We start from the raw sequence: 15966 nt of genomic DNA, 5'->3' as shown, positions 1-15966 counted from the left end.
ATAAAAAATGGAACGAGCCCGATTAGCCAGAGACATTATCGACACCTGCCTTGAGATGACCCGCATGGGGTTAAATCAGGGCACCGCCGGCAATATCAGCGTTCGCTATCGCGACGGCATGCTGATTACGCCGACCGGGATTCCCTACGAGCATCTGACCGAAGAGAGTATCGTCTATGTAGATGCACAGGGGCGACACGAAGAAGATAAACTGCCCTCCAGCGAATGGCGTTTTCATCAGGTTGTGTATCAGACCCGCCCGGATGCTAACGCCGTCGTCCATAACCATGCGGTTAACTGTACCGCCGTCTCGATACTCAACCGCCCCATTCCTGCTATTCACTATATGATTGCCGCCGCCGGGGGAAACTCCATTCCCTGCGCCCCTTACGCGACCTTCGGGACGCGCGCGCTGTCAGAGCATGTCGCGGTCGCATTACGCGATCGCAAAGCGACGCTCTTACAGCACCACGGCCTGATAACCTGCGAAGAAAATCTTGAAAAGGCACTGTGGCTGGCGCAGGAGGTAGAGGTGCTGGCAAAACTCTACCTGACCACGCTGGCGATAGTGGATCCCGTTCCGGTACTCAGTGACGATGAAATTGCCATTGTTCTTGAGAAATTCAAAAGCTACGGATTGCGCGTCGAGGCGTAATTTTTTTATCCGGGGGTGCTTTTATCACACCCTCGTAATATCTCTTAAACAAACACCTATTTACCGCACTTATCACCCCGCCTAAACTATGGCCTGCTTTTTGGTAGAGGTGGTAATGAACGATTATAAAATGACGCCAGGCGAACTGCGTGCGACCTGGGGTTTAGGGACTGTTTTCTCGCTGCGGATGCTTGGCATGTTTATGGTCCTGCCCGTTCTGACCACATATGGCATGGCGTTACAGGGTGCCAGCGAAGCGCTAATCGGTCTGGCGATTGGTATCTACGGTCTGGCGCAGGCGATATTCCAGATCCCCTTTGGCCTGCTCTCCGACCGCGTGGGTCGCAAACCGCTGATTGTCGGCGGGCTGCTGGTGTTTGTACTTGGCAGCATCATCGCCGCCCTCTCCCACTCCATCTGGGGAATTATTCTTGGGCGCGCCCTGCAAGGTTCCGGGGCGATTGCCGCCGCCGTGATGGCGCTGCTGTCAGACTTAACCCGCGAGCAAAACCGCACCAAAGCCATGGCGTTTATCGGCGTCAGCTTCGGCGTCACGTTTGCCATTGCCATGGTGCTGGGGCCTGTTATTACTCATGCGCTCGGCCTGCACGCCCTGTTCTGGATGATTGCGGTGCTGGCGACCATCGGGATCGCACTCACGCTGTGGGTTGTGCCTGACAGTAAAAACCATGTCCTGAACCGTGAATCCGGGATGGTGAAAGGCTGCTTCAGCAAAGTCATCGCCGAGCCGCGCCTGCTTAAGCTGAACTTCGGCATTATGTGCCTGCACATTCTGCTGATGTCCACCTTCGTCGCCCTGCCCGGTCAACTGGCCGCAGCAGGTTTCCCGGCGGCAGAGCACTGGAAAATTTATCTGGTCACAATGCTGATCTCGTTTGTCTCCGTAGTGCCCTTCATTATTTACGCCGAAGTGAAGCGCAAAATGAAACGCGTCTTCGTGGGCTGCGTGGCGTTACTGCTGATTGCCGAGATTGTGCTGTGGGGCGCTGGCCCGCATTTCTGGGAACTGATCGCCGGCGTACAGCTGTTCTTCCTGGCGTTTAATCTGATGGAAGCCCTGCTGCCGTCGCTTATCAGCAAAGAGTCTCCGGCAGGATACAAAGGCACCGCGATGGGCATTTACTCCACCAGCCAGTTTCTCGGCGTGGCGATCGGCGGGTCGCTCGGCGGCTGGGTGGACGGTCTGTTTGACTCCCAGACCGTTTTCCTCGCCGGTGCGCTGCTGGCGATGCTCTGGCTGTTTGTTGCCAGCACCATGAAAGAGCCGCGCTATGTAAGTAGCCTACGGGTAGAAATTCCCGATGACGTGGCAATCGGTGACGCGTTAAAACAGCGTCTGGAAGCGACAGAGGGCGTGAGCGAAGTGCTGATTGTCCCGGAAGAGCGCAGTGCGTATGTCAAAATTGACAGCAAAGTGACTAACCGCTTTGAGGTGGAGCAGGCGCTGAAGGCCTGAAAAAATGCCCGGTTTAGCCGGGCATGATTGTCTTAATCGCGGAAGTTTTTAAACTGGAATGGCTGACCGAGATCGCCGCCACGCACCAGCGCCATCACGGATTGCAGGTCATCACGGGATTTTCCGGTCACGCGGATCTCTTCACCCTGGATCTGCGCCTGCACTTTGAGCTTACTGTCTTTGATAAGCTTAACGATTTTTTTCTGTACCGCGCTCTCAATCCCCTGCTTCAGCTTCGCTTCCACAAACCAGGTTTTGCCGCTGTGAACAAAATCTTCCGGTACATCGAGTGAGGTCCCTTCAATGCCGCGCTTGAGCAGCTTGGCGCGCAGAATATCCAGCAACTGGTTGACCTGGAAATCAGACTCGCTCAGGACTTTGATCGTCTTGTTCGCGTCGTTCAGTTCAATGGTCGCCTCAACGCCACGAAAATCGAAACGTGACTCAACCTCACGGACAGCATTTTCTACGCCGTTACGCGCTTCCTGCAAATCAACTTCAGAAACAATATCGAAAGATGGCATCTTTTCTTCTCCCTTCATTTTTGTTGCGTTGCATAATACCCGCAACGAGGCATAACGAGAAGCTTAGCTGATGGCGCTATACTTGGCGTCATAGCACCTGGCGCCGTTGCAGGTGAGGAGGAACGATGAAAGTAACAGTGCTTGGATGCGGAGCCCTTGGCCAACTCTGGCTTACAGCGCTATGCAAACAGGGACACGACGTTCAGGGCTGGCTGCGAATTCCCCAGCCCTATTGCAGTGTGAACGTAATTGGTACAGACGGTTCAATTTTTAACGAGTCTTTGACGGCAAACGATCCGGAATTTCTCGCCACCAGTGATTTGCTGCTGGTCACGCTGAAGGCCTGGCAGGTCTCCGATGCGGTGAAAAGCCTGGCCGCCCAGTTACCTGAAAGCACGCCAATCCTGCTGATTCACAACGGTATGGGTACCATTGAAGAGCTAAAATCTGTCCGGCAACCGCTGCTGATGGGGACAACCACCCACGCGGCACGTCGCGACGGTAACGTCATTATCCATGTTGCCAGTGGTATCACCCATATCGGTCCTGCGCGTGAACAGCCCGGCGATTACAGCTATCTTGCGGATACCCTGCAAAGCACGCTGCCTGACGTCGCCTGGCACAATAACATTCGCGCGGAACTGTGGCGCAAACTGGCGGTCAACTGCGCGATCAATCCGCTGACCGCCCTGCTGGATTGCCCTAACGGTGAACTGCGTCAGCATCCCGATCGGGTAGCGCTGATTTGCCGGGAAGTTGCCGCCGTCATTGAACGCGAAGGCTACCACACCTCAGAGTCCGATTTACGTTATTATGTCGACCAGGTCATTGAGAGTACGGCAGAAAATATCTCCTCAATGTTGCAGGATATCCGGGCTATGCGGCATACCGAAATTGATTACATTACCGGTTATCTGTTAAAACGCGCCCGGGCACACGGTATTACCGTTGCGGAAAACAGCCGTCTGTTTGAGTTAGTAAAACGAAAGGAGAGTGAGTATGAGCGCATCGGCACTGGTATGCCTCGCCCCTGGTAGCGAAGAGACAGAAGCGGTCACCACCATTGATTTGATGGTGCGTGGTGGTATTAAGGTTACTACCGCCAGCGTCGCCAGCGACGGAAGTCTGGCGATTACCTGCTCGCGTGGGGTGAAGATCCTGGCGGATGCACCGCTTGTACAGGTGGCGGACGGTGATTACGACATGATCGTTTTGCCGGGTGGGCTGAAGGGTGCAGAGTGTTTCCGCGACAGCCCGCTGCTGGTTGAAACCGTTCGTCAGTTTCATCTTTCCGGGCGTATCGTCGCGGCAATCTGTGCGGCCGCAGGTACGGTGCTGGTTCCGCACGACATTTTCCCCATCGGCAATATGACAGGCTTCCCTGGCCTGAAGGACACAATTCCGGAAGACCAGTGGGTGGATAAACGCGTGGTCTGGGATCCGCGCGTTAACCTGCTCACCAGCCAGGGGCCGGGCACCGCCATTGATTTTGGCCTGAAGATTATTGACCTGCTGGTTGGGCGCGAAAAAGCGTACGAAGTGGCGTCATCGCTGGTGATGGCGGCGGGGATTTATAATTTCTACGAAGCCTGATGTCCTCCCGGGCTGGCAACGCGCTGGCCCGTCTGCCCTACAGAAATAGTGCAGCCAGCGTCACAGTTCTGCGATTCATTTTCCTGCCCTGAAGCGTCTCCCCACCGTTTTACCCTTTCAAAAACCCTTTATTTTCAGACAAATAATCAAATCTGCACCGCATTGCATGCCTGTTTGACAGGCTAAAAGAACCGTGAAAAACCGCATTCAACTGGTATATACCAGTTTAAAAATCCGCCAACAAAGCCTGATAACATCAACAGCGGCGGGAGAGCAGAAATCTCTTCTGGAGTAAGCAATGTGATTACATTTCTTGAGCACAGAGTCATTCCTGTACTGATTCGCGTAGGCGAAAATAAAATACTGGTCGCCGTGCGCAACGGTATTGCGCTGACCTTACCCTTCACCATCACCGGTAGCCTGTTTCTCATTCTCGCCAATCTACCGATACCCGGCTGGAGTGAATGGCTTGGCCCGTTTGCCGAAAAGCTCAGCGCCCCGGTGGGCGTTACCTTTGGTGCGATAGGGCTGATTTCTGCGGTGGGTATCAGCTACAACCTCGCGAAGGAGTACAACCTCAACGCTATCACCTGCTGCATAGTCACGCTGGTGGTTTTCTTACTGGCGCAACTCAACGACAGCTATCAGCTCAACGTTGACAATCTTGGTGCGGCGGGGCTGTTTTCTGCCATCATCCTGGCGATTTTGACGGTGCACATCGTGCGATTTTTTATCCGGCACAACGTCGTGATCACCCTGCCGGAGGGCGTGCCTCCTGCCGTGGCGCAATCTTTTGCGAGCCTGATCCCCGCCGCGGTAGCAATCACTCTGATCTGGCTGATTAGGGTCATCCTGAATTTTGATATCAACCACTTCTTCACCCTGCTGCTCAGCCCGCTCGTCTCCGGCCTCGGTTCGCTGCCGGGCATGCTGGTGCTTATTTTTCTGATTTCGCTGCTGTGGTGCTGCGGCATACATGGCGACAACGTGCTTTCCGGCATCACCAGTCCCATTTTCCTGAAATACATCGCTGAAAATACTCAGGCCTATCTGCATCATCAGCCCATTCCCCATATTACCGCCGACGGGTTTTATATCGTCTTTATGTGCCTGGGCGGAACGGGCGCGACCATGGGGCTGGTCATTGCCATGCTGCGTTCCCGCAGTCGGCTGTACAAATCAGTGGGCAAGCTCTCCCTGCCCTCCGCGATATTTTGTATTAACGAACCTGTCATTTTCGGTTGCCCGATAGTCTTCAACCCACTGCTGATGATCCCGTTTACCCTGACGCCGATGATCCTGTGCATCTCAACCTGGTCGCTGATGTACTTCGACATCATTGGTCGCCCCGTCTTACAGATCCCCTGGACCATGCCGCCGATTTTCGCCGCATGGTTCGTGACCGGCGGCAATATCCCTGCCGTGATCTGGTCCGTCTGCACGCTGGTTATTTCCGCCCTGGTCTGGCTGCCGTTTTTCAAACTGGCCGAGCGCAAACAACTTGAAACCGAAGCGGCCGAAGAGAATGCCCGCCGCAACGCAGACACGCTTTCCAACCCCATCTTGTAAAAAGGAACCACGATGAAAAAGCTCAAGGTTGTCACTATTGGCGGCGGCTCCAGCTACACGCCAGAATTGATCGACGGTTTTATCAAACGCTACGCAGAGCTGCCGGTCACCGATTATTATTTGCTGGATATTGAAGAGGGAAAAGAGAAGCTGGAGATTGTCGGAAAGCTGGCCCAGCGCATGGTAGCTGAAGCCGGGCTCCCAATGAATATCCACCTGACGCTCGATCGGGAAGAGGCGCTGAAAGATGCCGATTTTGTCACCACGCAGCTGCGTGTCGGCTTTCTTGATGCCCGCATCAACGATGAAAAAATCCCGCTAAAATACGGCGTTCTGGGGCAAGAGACGACAGGTCCCGGCGGGTTTATGAAAGCTCAACGCACGATCCCGGTCCTGCTGGATATCTGTAAGGACATGGAAAGATGGTGCCCGAACGGCTGGCTGATTAACTTCACCAACCCGGCCGGGATTGTCACCGAGGCAATCACCCGCCACTCGGCCATTCGGACCATAGGCATTTGCAGTGGCGCAAACAGCATGATGATGGACATCGCCAAAGCCTACGGCGTGCAGAAGTCGGACGTTTACGCACGCATTATTGGTCTGAACCATCTTATTTTTGCCGACCAAATTTTCCTCAAGGGAGAGGATTATACCGACGACTTTATTGAAAAACTGGCCGAGGGCAGCGCAAATAACTCCCTGAAAAATATACCGGACATTGGGTTTAGTGCCCGCTTTGCCAGGGCACTCCACATGTACCCTATCTCTTACCTCAAATACTATTTTTTGACCCGCGAGATGACCGACGCCGCGCTGCGCGATGCAAATACTAAGGGAACCCGCGGCGAGCAGACGCGCGAAATTGAGCAACGGCTTTTTACGCTTTATCAGGACCCCCATCTCGCGCACAAGCCGAAAGAGCTGGAGCAGCGCGGAGGCGCCTGGTACTCCGATACTGCATGCTCGATCATCAGCGCTATTTATAACGATAAAAAAGAGATCCACGTCGTAAATGTTCCTAACAGGGGCACAACACCCGATCTGCCGGATCACGTTACGCTGGAAACCAACGCCATGATCGACCGAAACGGCGCGCATCCCCTCGCCTATGGCAGGCTGCCCGTGAAGATCCGCGGCCTGATCCAGAGCGTGAAGGCCTATGAAGAGCTCACCGTTGAGGCCGCTGTCACTGGAAATTACGACACGGCGCTGCTGGCGCTGAGCGTAAATCCCCTTGTGCCTTCTGCCGCCGCGGCAGAACAGATCCTTAATGAATATCTTGAGGTCAACCACCGTTATTTACCCCAGTATGCTAAACGTAAGGACGCACAATGAACGTAGAACAGACAGACGATTATGCGGCGCTGAGTGACGCCGTGGCGAAAGCGGTCATTGAAACCGTTACGCAAAAACCCGATGCGCTGATTTGCATCGCGGGTGGAGATACGCCGCTGGGCGTTTTTGCCGCGCTTGTGCACGCCAGCAAACAGGGTAGGGTCGATTTTTCCCGTGCGGCATTTGTTGGCCTGGATGAGTGGCTGGGGCTCGGTCAGGCCGATAAAGGCAGCTGCCGGGAGATGGTATGGGGCCATTTCTTCAGCCACCTGGCCCTGCGCGACGATCAGATCTGTTTCTTTGATGGCCTGACGCAATCCCCCGAGGAAGAGTGTCAGCGTGTGGATAACTTTATTACGGCCCACGGTGGGCCTGACATCATTGTGTTGGGGATCGGTATGAACGGCCATATCGGCTTCAATGAACCGGGCGCCGCCCTCGATACCGGTTGCCACATCGTGGACCTGGATGCGGTGACGCAGGCCGTTTCGGTTAAATACTTCGGCCAGCAGCGTCATATCCGTCAGGGCATTTCGCTGGGGATGAAGACTATCCTGGCCTCACGGGCCATTATTTTGATGGCAAGCGGCGAGAAAAAAGCCGACATCATCGCAACAACCGTCAATTCCGCACCGGACCCGGCGGTTCCCGCGACGCTGCTAAAGCCGCACCCACGGTTAAGGATCATTGTCGATAAAGCGGCAGCCGCTAAGCTGTAAAAGAGAAACAGGCGCTGATGCGCCTGTTATCGTTTGATGTGCATATTCTTGACGCGGAAAATATCTGCCCGGTTGTAGCTGATGGAGAAGTTAAATGCTCTACCGTCATCGAGGCGCGTGACTTCGGTAATTTTCAACATCGGCTGGCCTGGCAGAATATTGAGATGGGCCGCCAGCTCCTCATCAAAAAGATCCGCTTCAATCAGTGAATCGGCGTCGCTGATTTTCTTACCGGTAAAGTCTTCAATATAGCCATACAGCGATCCCACTTCGAGAATAGCCTGCGGAACAGTGGCAACCACCTTGTGAGGAATATTGCTGTCTTCAATTAACACCGGCTGTCCGTCCAGTAAACGGATACGGCGAATAAACCAGACATCATCACCCTGCGCAATTTCGAGGTGCTGTGCCAGCGCCGCGTCGGCGTGAAGGGTCGTCAACGTCAGCAAGCGGCTGGTTACGTTGACCCGCCCCTGAAATTCACGGGAAAACCCGAGAATACTGTCACTCTTTTCATTATTCAGAATGTAAATATTGCTGGCAGTATTCTTTAAAACAAACATGCCCTTGCCGTGGATACGCTCGATATACCCTTCCTGTACCAGCATCGCCATGGCTTTCTGAACCGTTACGCGCGTAACGTCATAAATACCGGCAAGATCGCGCTCCGACGGAATGCTTTCGCCCTTTTTGTAGACTTCATTGAGAATATCTTTTTTGATTCTCTCTTTGATTTCCCAGTACTTATGTTTTTTTTCCATTGTCGATTACCCGGCCAAAAAGAGCATAGAATCGCAGGCCCGGTAGCGCTCGCGCCACCGGGCGAGAAACTACGGGCGATACACCTTCACGTTCGCGAAGCCCTGCTCACGCAGATACAGCGCCTGCAAACGGCTCATGACCCCACGTTCGCACCACAGCAGATACGTTTTGCTCTGGTCGAGATCGCCAAACTGGGTGCTCAGCTTGTAGAACGGCAGCGAAACCACCTCGACGCCTTCCACCTGCAACGGCTTGTCATCCTGCTCATCAACAGAACGGATATCCAGAATCGTATCGTTAGCACCGAAGCCGCTGACCGTCTCCACCTCAACCACTTCCTGCTCGGTCTGCTGAGCGATCTCACGGATATCGATGTTGGACGCTTCCGCCACCACTTTTTCCAGGATGCTGAAATCGAAGTTCTCTTCTTCCGCTTCGATCTTCGCCTTCACCGCTTTGATGGTTGGACTTTTTGAGATCACACCGCAATATTCCGGCATGGTGCGGGCAAAATCTTCAGTACCGATTTTACGCGCCAGATCGATGATGTGCTCTTTATCGTGAGAGATCAGCGGACGCAGGATCAGCGTATCAGACACGTTATCGATAAGACGCAGGTTGGTCAGCGTCTGGCTGGAGACCTGCCCCAGCGCTTCACCGGTGACCAGCGCCTGCACGCCGTAGCGCTCAGCCACTTTAGACGCCGCACGTACCATCATGCGCTTCAGCACCACGCCCATCTGACCGTCGTCCACTTTTTCGAGGATTTCGCCGACCACCGGCTCAAAGTTGATCGCCACAAAACGCACGCGGTGAGAGCTGCCGAAGCGGTTCCACAGGTAATGCGCCACCTGACGTACGCCGATTTCATGCGCCGCGCCGCCCAGGTTAAAGAAGCAGTAGTGCACGCGGCAGCCACGACGCATCAGCATATAGCTGGACACGCCGGAGTCGAAACCACCGGAGATCAGCGACAGCACATCTTCCTGAGTGCCGATAGGGAAACCGCCAATACCTTCATAACGACCCTTGACCAGCAGCAGGCGATCGTTTTCGATCTCAAGGTTAACGGTGACGTCCGGGTTAGTCAGGCGCACGCGCGCCGTTTCAACGTGCTGGTTCAGACCACCACCGACGTAGCGCTCAACCTCAATAGAGCTAAACTCATGCTTACCCCGGCGCTTCACGCGCACGCAGAACGTTTTCCCTTCGATCTGGTCGCGGTACTGCACCAGCGCCTTTTCGAAGATATCGTGCATATCGGTGAAGGGAACGTCTTCCACTTCCAGAATATGGTGAATACCCGGGATACGGGTCAGCGCGTCGCGAATATCAAGACGTTTGTTTTCGTCTTTCGCGCGGACTTCTACGTGGTCCCAGTGACGCACCACGGCGAGCGTTTCGTCGTAGTGTTTTAATACGTTACGAATGTTCCCGGTGAGAATTTTAATAAAGCGCAAACGCACGGATTGGCTTTTGATGGTGATTTCAGGGAACAATTTAATGATAAACTTCATGGCGGCAATGTTTCTTAGGCAAGCTTATAAAGGCTTGTAGTGGAAAATGATACAGCAGCCCACACCCGTGGCTGCATCCAGGCGCGCAAGTATACCACCATCGCGCCACTCGCGTTATTTGATAATTGCCCCGAGTCCGTTACCATGTCAGGGCGAAAAATTTAAGAGTCAATTCACTATGCCGAAGAAAAACGACGCACCGGCCAGTTTCGAAACTGCGCTGAGTGAACTGGAGCAGATCGTTACCCGTCTTGAGAGTGGCGATCTCCCGCTGGAAGACGCGCTCAACGAATTTGAACGCGGCGTGCAGCTCGCGCGCCAGGGGCAGGTAAAACTCCAGCAGGCCGAGCAGCGTGTGCAGATCCTGCTTTCCGACAGCGAAGACGCTAAAACCACGCCATTCACACCGGACGCCGAGTAAATGGATTTTTCCAACGCGCTTCAGGCGCGCATCATCCGCGCCAACGATGCGCTGCGCCGATTCATTGAGCCGCAGCCTTTTCAGAACACTCCACTGGTTGAAGCCATGCACTATGGCGCACTCTTGGGGGGTAAACGCCTGCGTCCGTTCCTGGTGTATGCCACGGGCAATATGTTCGGTATCAGCGATAACACGCTGGACGCCCCGGCAGCCGCCGTGGAGTGTATCCACGCCTATTCGCTGATCCACGATGATTTGCCGGCCATGGACGATGACGATCTGCGTCGCGGTCAGCCAACCTGCCATATCAAATTTGGCGAAGCGAATGCCATTCTGGCGGGGGATGCGCTGCAAACCCTGGCCTTCTCCATTCTGAGCGATGCGCCGATGGTTGAGGTGAGCGATCGCGATCGTCTGGCAATGGTGTCCGAACTGGCAATGGCCAGCGGCGTCGCCGGGATGTGCGGCGGCCAGGCACTGGATTTAGAGGCTGAAGGGCGTCAGGTTACTCTGGAACAGCTGGAGCGCATCCACCGTCACAAAACGGGCGCACTGATTCGTGCAGCCGTTCGCCTGGGCGCGCTGAGCGCGGGTGAACGCGGGCGTAAAGCCCTGCCGGTTCTGGACAGATACGCAGAAAGTATCGGTCTGGCATTCCAGGTTCAGGATGACATTCTGGATGTGGTGGGCGATACTGCAACATTGGGAAAACGTCAGGGTGCGGATCAGCAGCTTGGCAAAAGTACCTACCCCGCCCTGTTGGGCCTTGAGCATGCCCAACGTAAAGCCCGGGATCTGATAGACGATGCCCGCCGGTCGCTGAATGAGCTGGCCGCGCAATCGCTGGATACCTCGGCACTGGAAGCGCTAGCGGACTACATAATCCAGCGTGATAAATAAACTATAAATCTCGATGAGCCTTTGATGAGTTTTGATATTGCCAAATACCCGACACTGGCGTTAGTTGACTCCACTCAGGAGTTACGTCTGTTGCCGAAAGAGAGTCTGCCGAAGCTGTGTGACGAGCTGCGTCGCTACCTGCTCGACAGCGTTAGCCGCTCCAGCGGCCACTTCGCCTCCGGACTTGGCACGGTTGAGCTGACCGTGGCGTTGCATTACGTCTATAACACGCCGTTCGATCAGCTGATCTGGGATGTAGGCCACCAGGCCTATCCGCACAAAATTCTGACCGGACGTCGCGATAAAATTGACACCATTCGCCAGAAAGGGGGCCTGCACCCGTTCCCGTGGCGCGGCGAGAGTGAATATGATGTGTTAAGCGTCGGCCACTCTTCCACCTCCATTTCTGCGGGCATTGGTATTGCCGTTGCCGCCGAAAAAGAGAATAAACAACGCCGCACCGTCTGCGTGATTGGCGACGGGGCGATCACCGCCGGGATGGCCTTTGAGGCCATGAACCACGCGGGCGATATCAAACCGGACATGCTGGTGATCCTCAACGATAACGAAATGTCGATCTCCGAGAACGTCGGCGCGCTGAATAACCATCTGGCGCAGCTGCTGTCCGGCAAGCTTTACTCCTCACTGCGTGAAGGCGGTAAAAAAGTCTTCTCCGGCGTACCGCCGATTAAAGAGCTGCTTAAGCGTACCGAAGAACACATCAAAGGCATGGTCGTGCCGGGTACGCTGTTCGAAGAGCTGGGCTTTAACTATATTGGCCCGGTGGACGGCCACGATGTGCTGGGCCTGGTGACGACGCTTAAAAACATGCGCGACCTGAAAGGCCCGCAGTTCCTGCATATCATGACCAAAAAAGGGCGTGGTTACGAACCGGCGGAAAAAGATCCGATCACCTTCCACGCGGTGCCTAAGTTCGACCATACCAGCGGTTGTCTGCCGAAAAGCAGCGGCGGGATGCCAAGCTACTCAAAAATATTTGGCGACTGGCTGTGCGAAACGGCGGCGAAAGACAACATGCTGATGGCGGTGACGCCTGCCATGCGTGAAGGCTCCGGCATGGTGGAGTTTTCCAAAAAATACCCGGACCAGTATTTCGACGTGGCTATCGCCGAGCAGCACGCGGTAACCTTTGCTGCGGGCCTGGCGATTGGCGGCTACAAGCCGGTGGTAGCGATCTACTCTACCTTCCTGCAACGCGCCTACGATCAGGTTATCCATGACGTTGCCATTCAGAAGCTGCCGGTGCTGTTTGCTATCGATCGCGCGGGCATTGTGGGGGCTGATGGCCAGACGCACCAGGGCGCGTTTGATCTCTCCTTCCTGCGCTGCATCCCTGATATGGTGATCATGACGCCAAGCGACGAAAACGAGTGTCGTCAGATGCTGTATACCGGTTACCACTATCAGGACGGCCCCTGCGCGGTACGTTATCCGCGCGGTAATGCCCTTGGCGTTGAATTACAGCCGCTGGAAAAACTGGATATCGGTAAAGGTCTGGTGAAACGCCGTGGTGAAAAAGTGGCGATCCTGAACTTTGGTACGTTGATGCCGGAAGCGGCAAAAGTCGCTGAAAACCTGAATGCGACGCTGGTCGATATGCGCTTCGTGAAGCCGCTCGATGAATCTCTGATTCTGAGCATGGCGGAAAGCCATGACGTGCTGGTCACGCTGGAAGAGAACGCCATCATGGGTGGCGCGGGTAGCGGCGTGAACGAAGTGCTGATGGCGAACCGTAAAGCCGTTCCGGTGCTTAATCTCGGCCTCCCTGACCACTTCATCCCGCAAGGCACCCAGGATGAGGCGCGCGCCGACATTGGTCTGGACGCCGCCGGTATCGAAGCTAAAATCCGCACCTGGCTGGCCTGATCCCTCCCCTTTTCTGCTCCTGCTATGCTTAAACGTATTGTTTAAACAGCAGGAGCGGAACCATGCAATACACGACATTAGGAAAAACGGACCTTAAGGTGTCCCGGCTTTGCCTGGGATGCATGACGTTTGGCGAGCCTGACCGGGGAAATCATGCCTGGACGCTGCCGGAAGAGAGCAGCCGCCCTATCATCAAGCGCGCCATTGACGGCGGCATCAACTTCTTCGATACCGCCAACAGCTACTCAGACGGCAGCAGCGAAGAGATTGTCGGCCGCGCCCTGCGAGATTTTGCCCGTCGTGATGACGTTGTGGTCGCCACTAAGGTGTACTACCCGTCAGGCGATCTGGCGGAAGGCCTTTCTCGCGCGCAGATCCTGCGTTCCATTGATGACAGCCTCAGACGCCTGAACATGGATTACGTCGACCTGCTGCAAATCCACCGCTGGGATTACAACACCCCGATCGAAGAGACGCTTGAAGCGTTAAACGACGTTGTGAAAGCCGGTAAAGCGCGCTACATCGGCGCATCGTCCATGCATGCCTCACAGTTTGCCCAGGCGCTCGATCTCCAGGCGCAGCACGGCTGGGCGCGCTTTGTCACCATGCAGGATCACTACAACCTGATTTACCGGGAAGAAGAGCGCGAGATGCTGCCGCTCTGCTACCAGGAAGGCGTGGCGGTGATCCCGTGGAGCCCGCTGGCGCGCGGAAGGTTAACCCGTCCGTGGGGGGAAACTACCGCCCGGCTGGTATCGGATGAAGTGGGTAAAAACCTGTATGACGATACAGAAGCCAGCGATGCGTTAATTGCCGAACGCTTAGCCGGGATCGCCGACGATATCGGTGCAACGCGCGCGCAGGTGGCGCTGGCGTGGCTGCTGAGCAAGCGCGGTGTCGCCGCGCCGATTGTGGGCACATCGCGGGAAGAACAGCTGGATGAGTTGTTAAGTGCGGTGGACTTATCGTTGACGCCGGAGCAGATTGCCGAGCTGGAGACGCCGTATCAGCAGCATCCGGTGGTAGGGTTTAAGTAAACACTTGCCGGGTGGCGCTACGCTTACCCGGCCTACAAATAAAGTGCGATCGTAGGCCGGGTAAGGCGAAGCCGCCACCCGGCAAAACACTCACCCAAAGTGATCGTACCCTTTCCAGTCAAGCGTAACCGGGGCGCCGTCGCGGACAAACAGCAACCCTTCACTTTCCGGCATCACCTGCCCGATGCAGGTAAATTTCGCCCCCAGATGCGCTAGCGCCACATCCAGCGTCCCGCGATTCAGCTCAGGCACGGTGAAGCACAGCTCATAATCTTCTCCACCGGATAACGCCCAGCGCAGCGCCTGTTCAGGTTCGACATGGCGAAGCAGTTGCTCCGACAGCGGGAACAGATCCAGGTCAACGCGTGCGCCCACGCCGCTGGCCTTCAGGATATGGCCGAGATCGGAGATCAGCCCGTCAGACAAATCGATAGCCGAACTGGCCCGCTCGCGGAGCGCCTGACCGTGCAGAATACGCGGCGTTGGCCGCAGATGGCGCTTCACCAGATACGCCGCATCGTCAGCCTCTTCAACCGTTAAGCGATTCTGAAGGATAGCTAACCCCGCGGCGCTGTCGCCCGGCGTACCGGTCACGTAGATCCAGTCGCCTGGTTTTGCACCCGAGCGCTTCAGCGCGCGCCCGGCAGGCACATAGCCGTGGATTGCCAGGGTCATGGACAGCGGACCGGCGGTGGTATCACCGCCAATCAGCTGCATATCGTAATAATTCAGCTGTTCAAACAGGGCATCGCTGAAGGCTTCAAGCCAGGCTTCATCCACCTCCGGCAGGGTCAGAGCCAGCGTCAGCCAGGCCGGGTCGGCGCCCATTGCCGCCAGATCGCTGACGTTCACCGCCAGCGCTTTATACGCCAGATCGGCAGGATCGATATCCGGCAGGAAATGACGCCCACACACTAAGGTGTCGGTGCTGATTGCCAGCGTCTGTTTTTCGGGAATATTGAGAAGTGCGCAGTCATCGCCAATGCCGGTTTCAACATCAAGACGAGAGGTTCTGACACGGTCGAAATAACGGGCAATCAGGGAGAATTCGCCGCATGCCATACGTTATGCCTCAGCAAATTAAATAAAAAAACCGGAGCCGCACTGCCAAAAAGGCAATGCAAGACTCCGGTTTGCGGATCACTTTTTGTGGGGACGGATCGCAGGTGCGGCTTTATCCAGCACGCCGTTAACAAACTTGTGGCTGTCTTCAGCGCCGAAGGTTTTCGCCAGTTCGATCGCTTCGTTGATGGCCACTTTGTACGGCACATCATCACGTTTAGACAGCTCAAACAGCGCGATACGCAACACTGCTTTTTCGACCTGGCCCAGCTCTTCGAGCAGACGGGACAGGTATGGCTTCATCAGACCATCGAGATACGCGCTATTAGTCGCCACTCCCGACAGCAGTTCACGGAAGTACAGAACGTCAACGTCTTTCACGTCCTGTTCTGACAGGAACTGGTATTCAACATCAGCGATGTCGTTCTGGGACAACTGCCAGGAGTAAAGTGCCTGGACGGCACATTCACGGGCGCGGCGACGAGCAGCAGGTTTCACGGAATTC

The 15966-nt window shown here is 55.4% G+C and carries 16 protein-coding genes; 11 read left to right on the top strand and 5 right to left on the bottom strand.

From position 1 onward, the window contains the following. Positions 1-7 precede the first annotated feature (7 nt). Together fucA and AC4OVU_RS05440 are read left to right on the top strand one after the other, a co-directional pair. Positions 8-655, top strand: a complete 648-nt coding sequence (gene fucA, locus AC4OVU_RS05445; RefSeq protein WP_023296022.1) for an L-fuculose-phosphate aldolase — start codon at positions 8-10, stop codon at positions 653-655. A gap of 115 nt (positions 656-770) precedes the next feature. Beyond that, entirely contained in the window at positions 771-2132 is a 1362-nt protein-coding gene (locus tag AC4OVU_RS05440; protein ID WP_017694418.1) for an MFS transporter, read from the top strand. Between the two features lie 32 nt (positions 2133-2164). Here the strand turns inward: AC4OVU_RS05440 and AC4OVU_RS05435 are convergent, their stop codons facing one another. Continuing rightward, a complete protein-coding gene (locus AC4OVU_RS05435) occupies positions 2165-2656 on the bottom strand; it encodes a YajQ family cyclic di-GMP-binding protein (protein ID WP_017383179.1) in 492 nt (163 codons plus the stop codon). A gap of 125 nt (positions 2657-2781) precedes the next feature. Between AC4OVU_RS05435 and panE the strand changes: the two genes are divergently transcribed. The 5 genes from panE (at position 2782) to AC4OVU_RS05410 (ending at position 7875) form a co-directional block, all read left to right on the top strand. Further along, positions 2782-3693, top strand: a complete 912-nt coding sequence (panE, locus tag AC4OVU_RS05430; RefSeq protein ID WP_047051146.1) for a 2-dehydropantoate 2-reductase — start codon at positions 2782-2784, stop codon at positions 3691-3693. After that, on the top strand, positions 3656-4249 hold the full coding sequence (yajL, locus tag AC4OVU_RS05425; RefSeq protein WP_015571288.1) for a protein deglycase YajL: 594 nt from the start codon (positions 3656-3658) through the stop codon (positions 4247-4249). The genes panE and yajL overlap by 38 nt, the downstream gene beginning before the upstream one ends. A 300-nt stretch (positions 4250-4549) precedes the next feature. Beyond that, positions 4550-5818: a PTS sugar transporter subunit IIC gene (locus tag AC4OVU_RS05420; RefSeq protein ID WP_062938685.1), complete on the top strand. Its 1269-nt coding sequence runs from the start codon at positions 4550-4552 to the stop codon at positions 5816-5818. 12 nt (positions 5819-5830) lie between these two features. Then, positions 5831-7156 (top strand): 6-phospho-beta-glucosidase, encoded by a 1326-nt coding sequence (locus AC4OVU_RS05415; RefSeq protein ID WP_015571289.1) that lies wholly within the window; start codon positions 5831-5833, stop codon positions 7154-7156. Beyond that, the gene (locus AC4OVU_RS05410) at positions 7153-7875 is read left to right on the top strand and encodes a glucosamine-6-phosphate deaminase (RefSeq protein ID WP_017383175.1); all 723 of its coding nucleotides are present in this window, start codon (positions 7153-7155) and stop codon (positions 7873-7875) included. Before AC4OVU_RS05415 ends, AC4OVU_RS05410 begins: the two co-directional genes overlap by 4 nt. Positions 7876-7901: 26 nt before the next feature. On the opposite strand, the gene AC4OVU_RS05405 is transcribed toward AC4OVU_RS05410, so the two are convergent. Further along, a complete protein-coding gene (locus AC4OVU_RS05405) occupies positions 7902-8636 on the bottom strand; it encodes a GntR family transcriptional regulator (protein ID WP_023296016.1) in 735 nt (244 codons plus the stop codon). A gap of 69 nt (positions 8637-8705) precedes the next feature. Next, positions 8706-10154: a tRNA uracil 4-sulfurtransferase ThiI gene (thiI, locus tag AC4OVU_RS05400; protein ID WP_006809903.1), complete on the bottom strand. Its 1449-nt coding sequence runs from the start codon at positions 10152-10154 to the stop codon at positions 8706-8708. Positions 10155-10332: 178 nt separating this feature from the next. Here thiI and xseB point away from each other — a divergent pair, with 178 nt between their 5' ends. From xseB to AC4OVU_RS05380, 4 genes are all read left to right on the top strand, one after another. After that, positions 10333-10575: an exodeoxyribonuclease VII small subunit gene (gene xseB / locus AC4OVU_RS05395; RefSeq protein ID WP_003859094.1), complete on the top strand. Its 243-nt coding sequence runs from the start codon at positions 10333-10335 to the stop codon at positions 10573-10575. Next, positions 10576-11475 carry a (2E,6E)-farnesyl diphosphate synthase gene (gene ispA, locus AC4OVU_RS05390; RefSeq protein ID WP_110292612.1) on the top strand — a complete coding sequence of 300 codons (900 nt, stop codon included), beginning with the start codon at positions 10576-10578 and terminating at the stop codon, positions 11473-11475. A 24-nt stretch (positions 11476-11499) separates the two neighbouring features. Further along, positions 11500-13362: a 1-deoxy-D-xylulose-5-phosphate synthase gene (gene dxs, locus AC4OVU_RS05385; protein WP_110292611.1), complete on the top strand. Its 1863-nt coding sequence runs from the start codon at positions 11500-11502 to the stop codon at positions 13360-13362. A gap of 62 nt (positions 13363-13424) precedes the next feature. After that, complete coding sequence (locus AC4OVU_RS05380) at positions 13425-14399, top strand: aldo/keto reductase (RefSeq protein WP_017383171.1); 975 nt, start codon at positions 13425-13427, stop codon at positions 14397-14399. A 90-nt stretch (positions 14400-14489) separates the two neighbouring features. Here AC4OVU_RS05380 and thiL read toward each other — a convergent pair whose 3' ends face one another. Together thiL and nusB are read right to left on the bottom strand one after the other, a co-directional pair. Further along, complete coding sequence (gene thiL / locus AC4OVU_RS05375; protein ID WP_017383170.1) at positions 14490-15461, bottom strand: thiamine-phosphate kinase; 972 nt, start codon at positions 15459-15461, stop codon at positions 14490-14492. 78 nt (positions 15462-15539) lie between these two features. Next, a complete protein-coding gene (gene nusB, locus AC4OVU_RS05370; protein ID WP_006809908.1) occupies positions 15540-15959 on the bottom strand; it encodes a transcription antitermination factor NusB in 420 nt (139 codons plus the stop codon). Positions 15960-15966: the final 7 nt, after the last annotated feature.

It is taken from the genome of Enterobacter sp. 6722112 (assembly GCF_058661685.1).
This window is presented reverse-complemented; position numbering and strand designations above follow the sequence as displayed.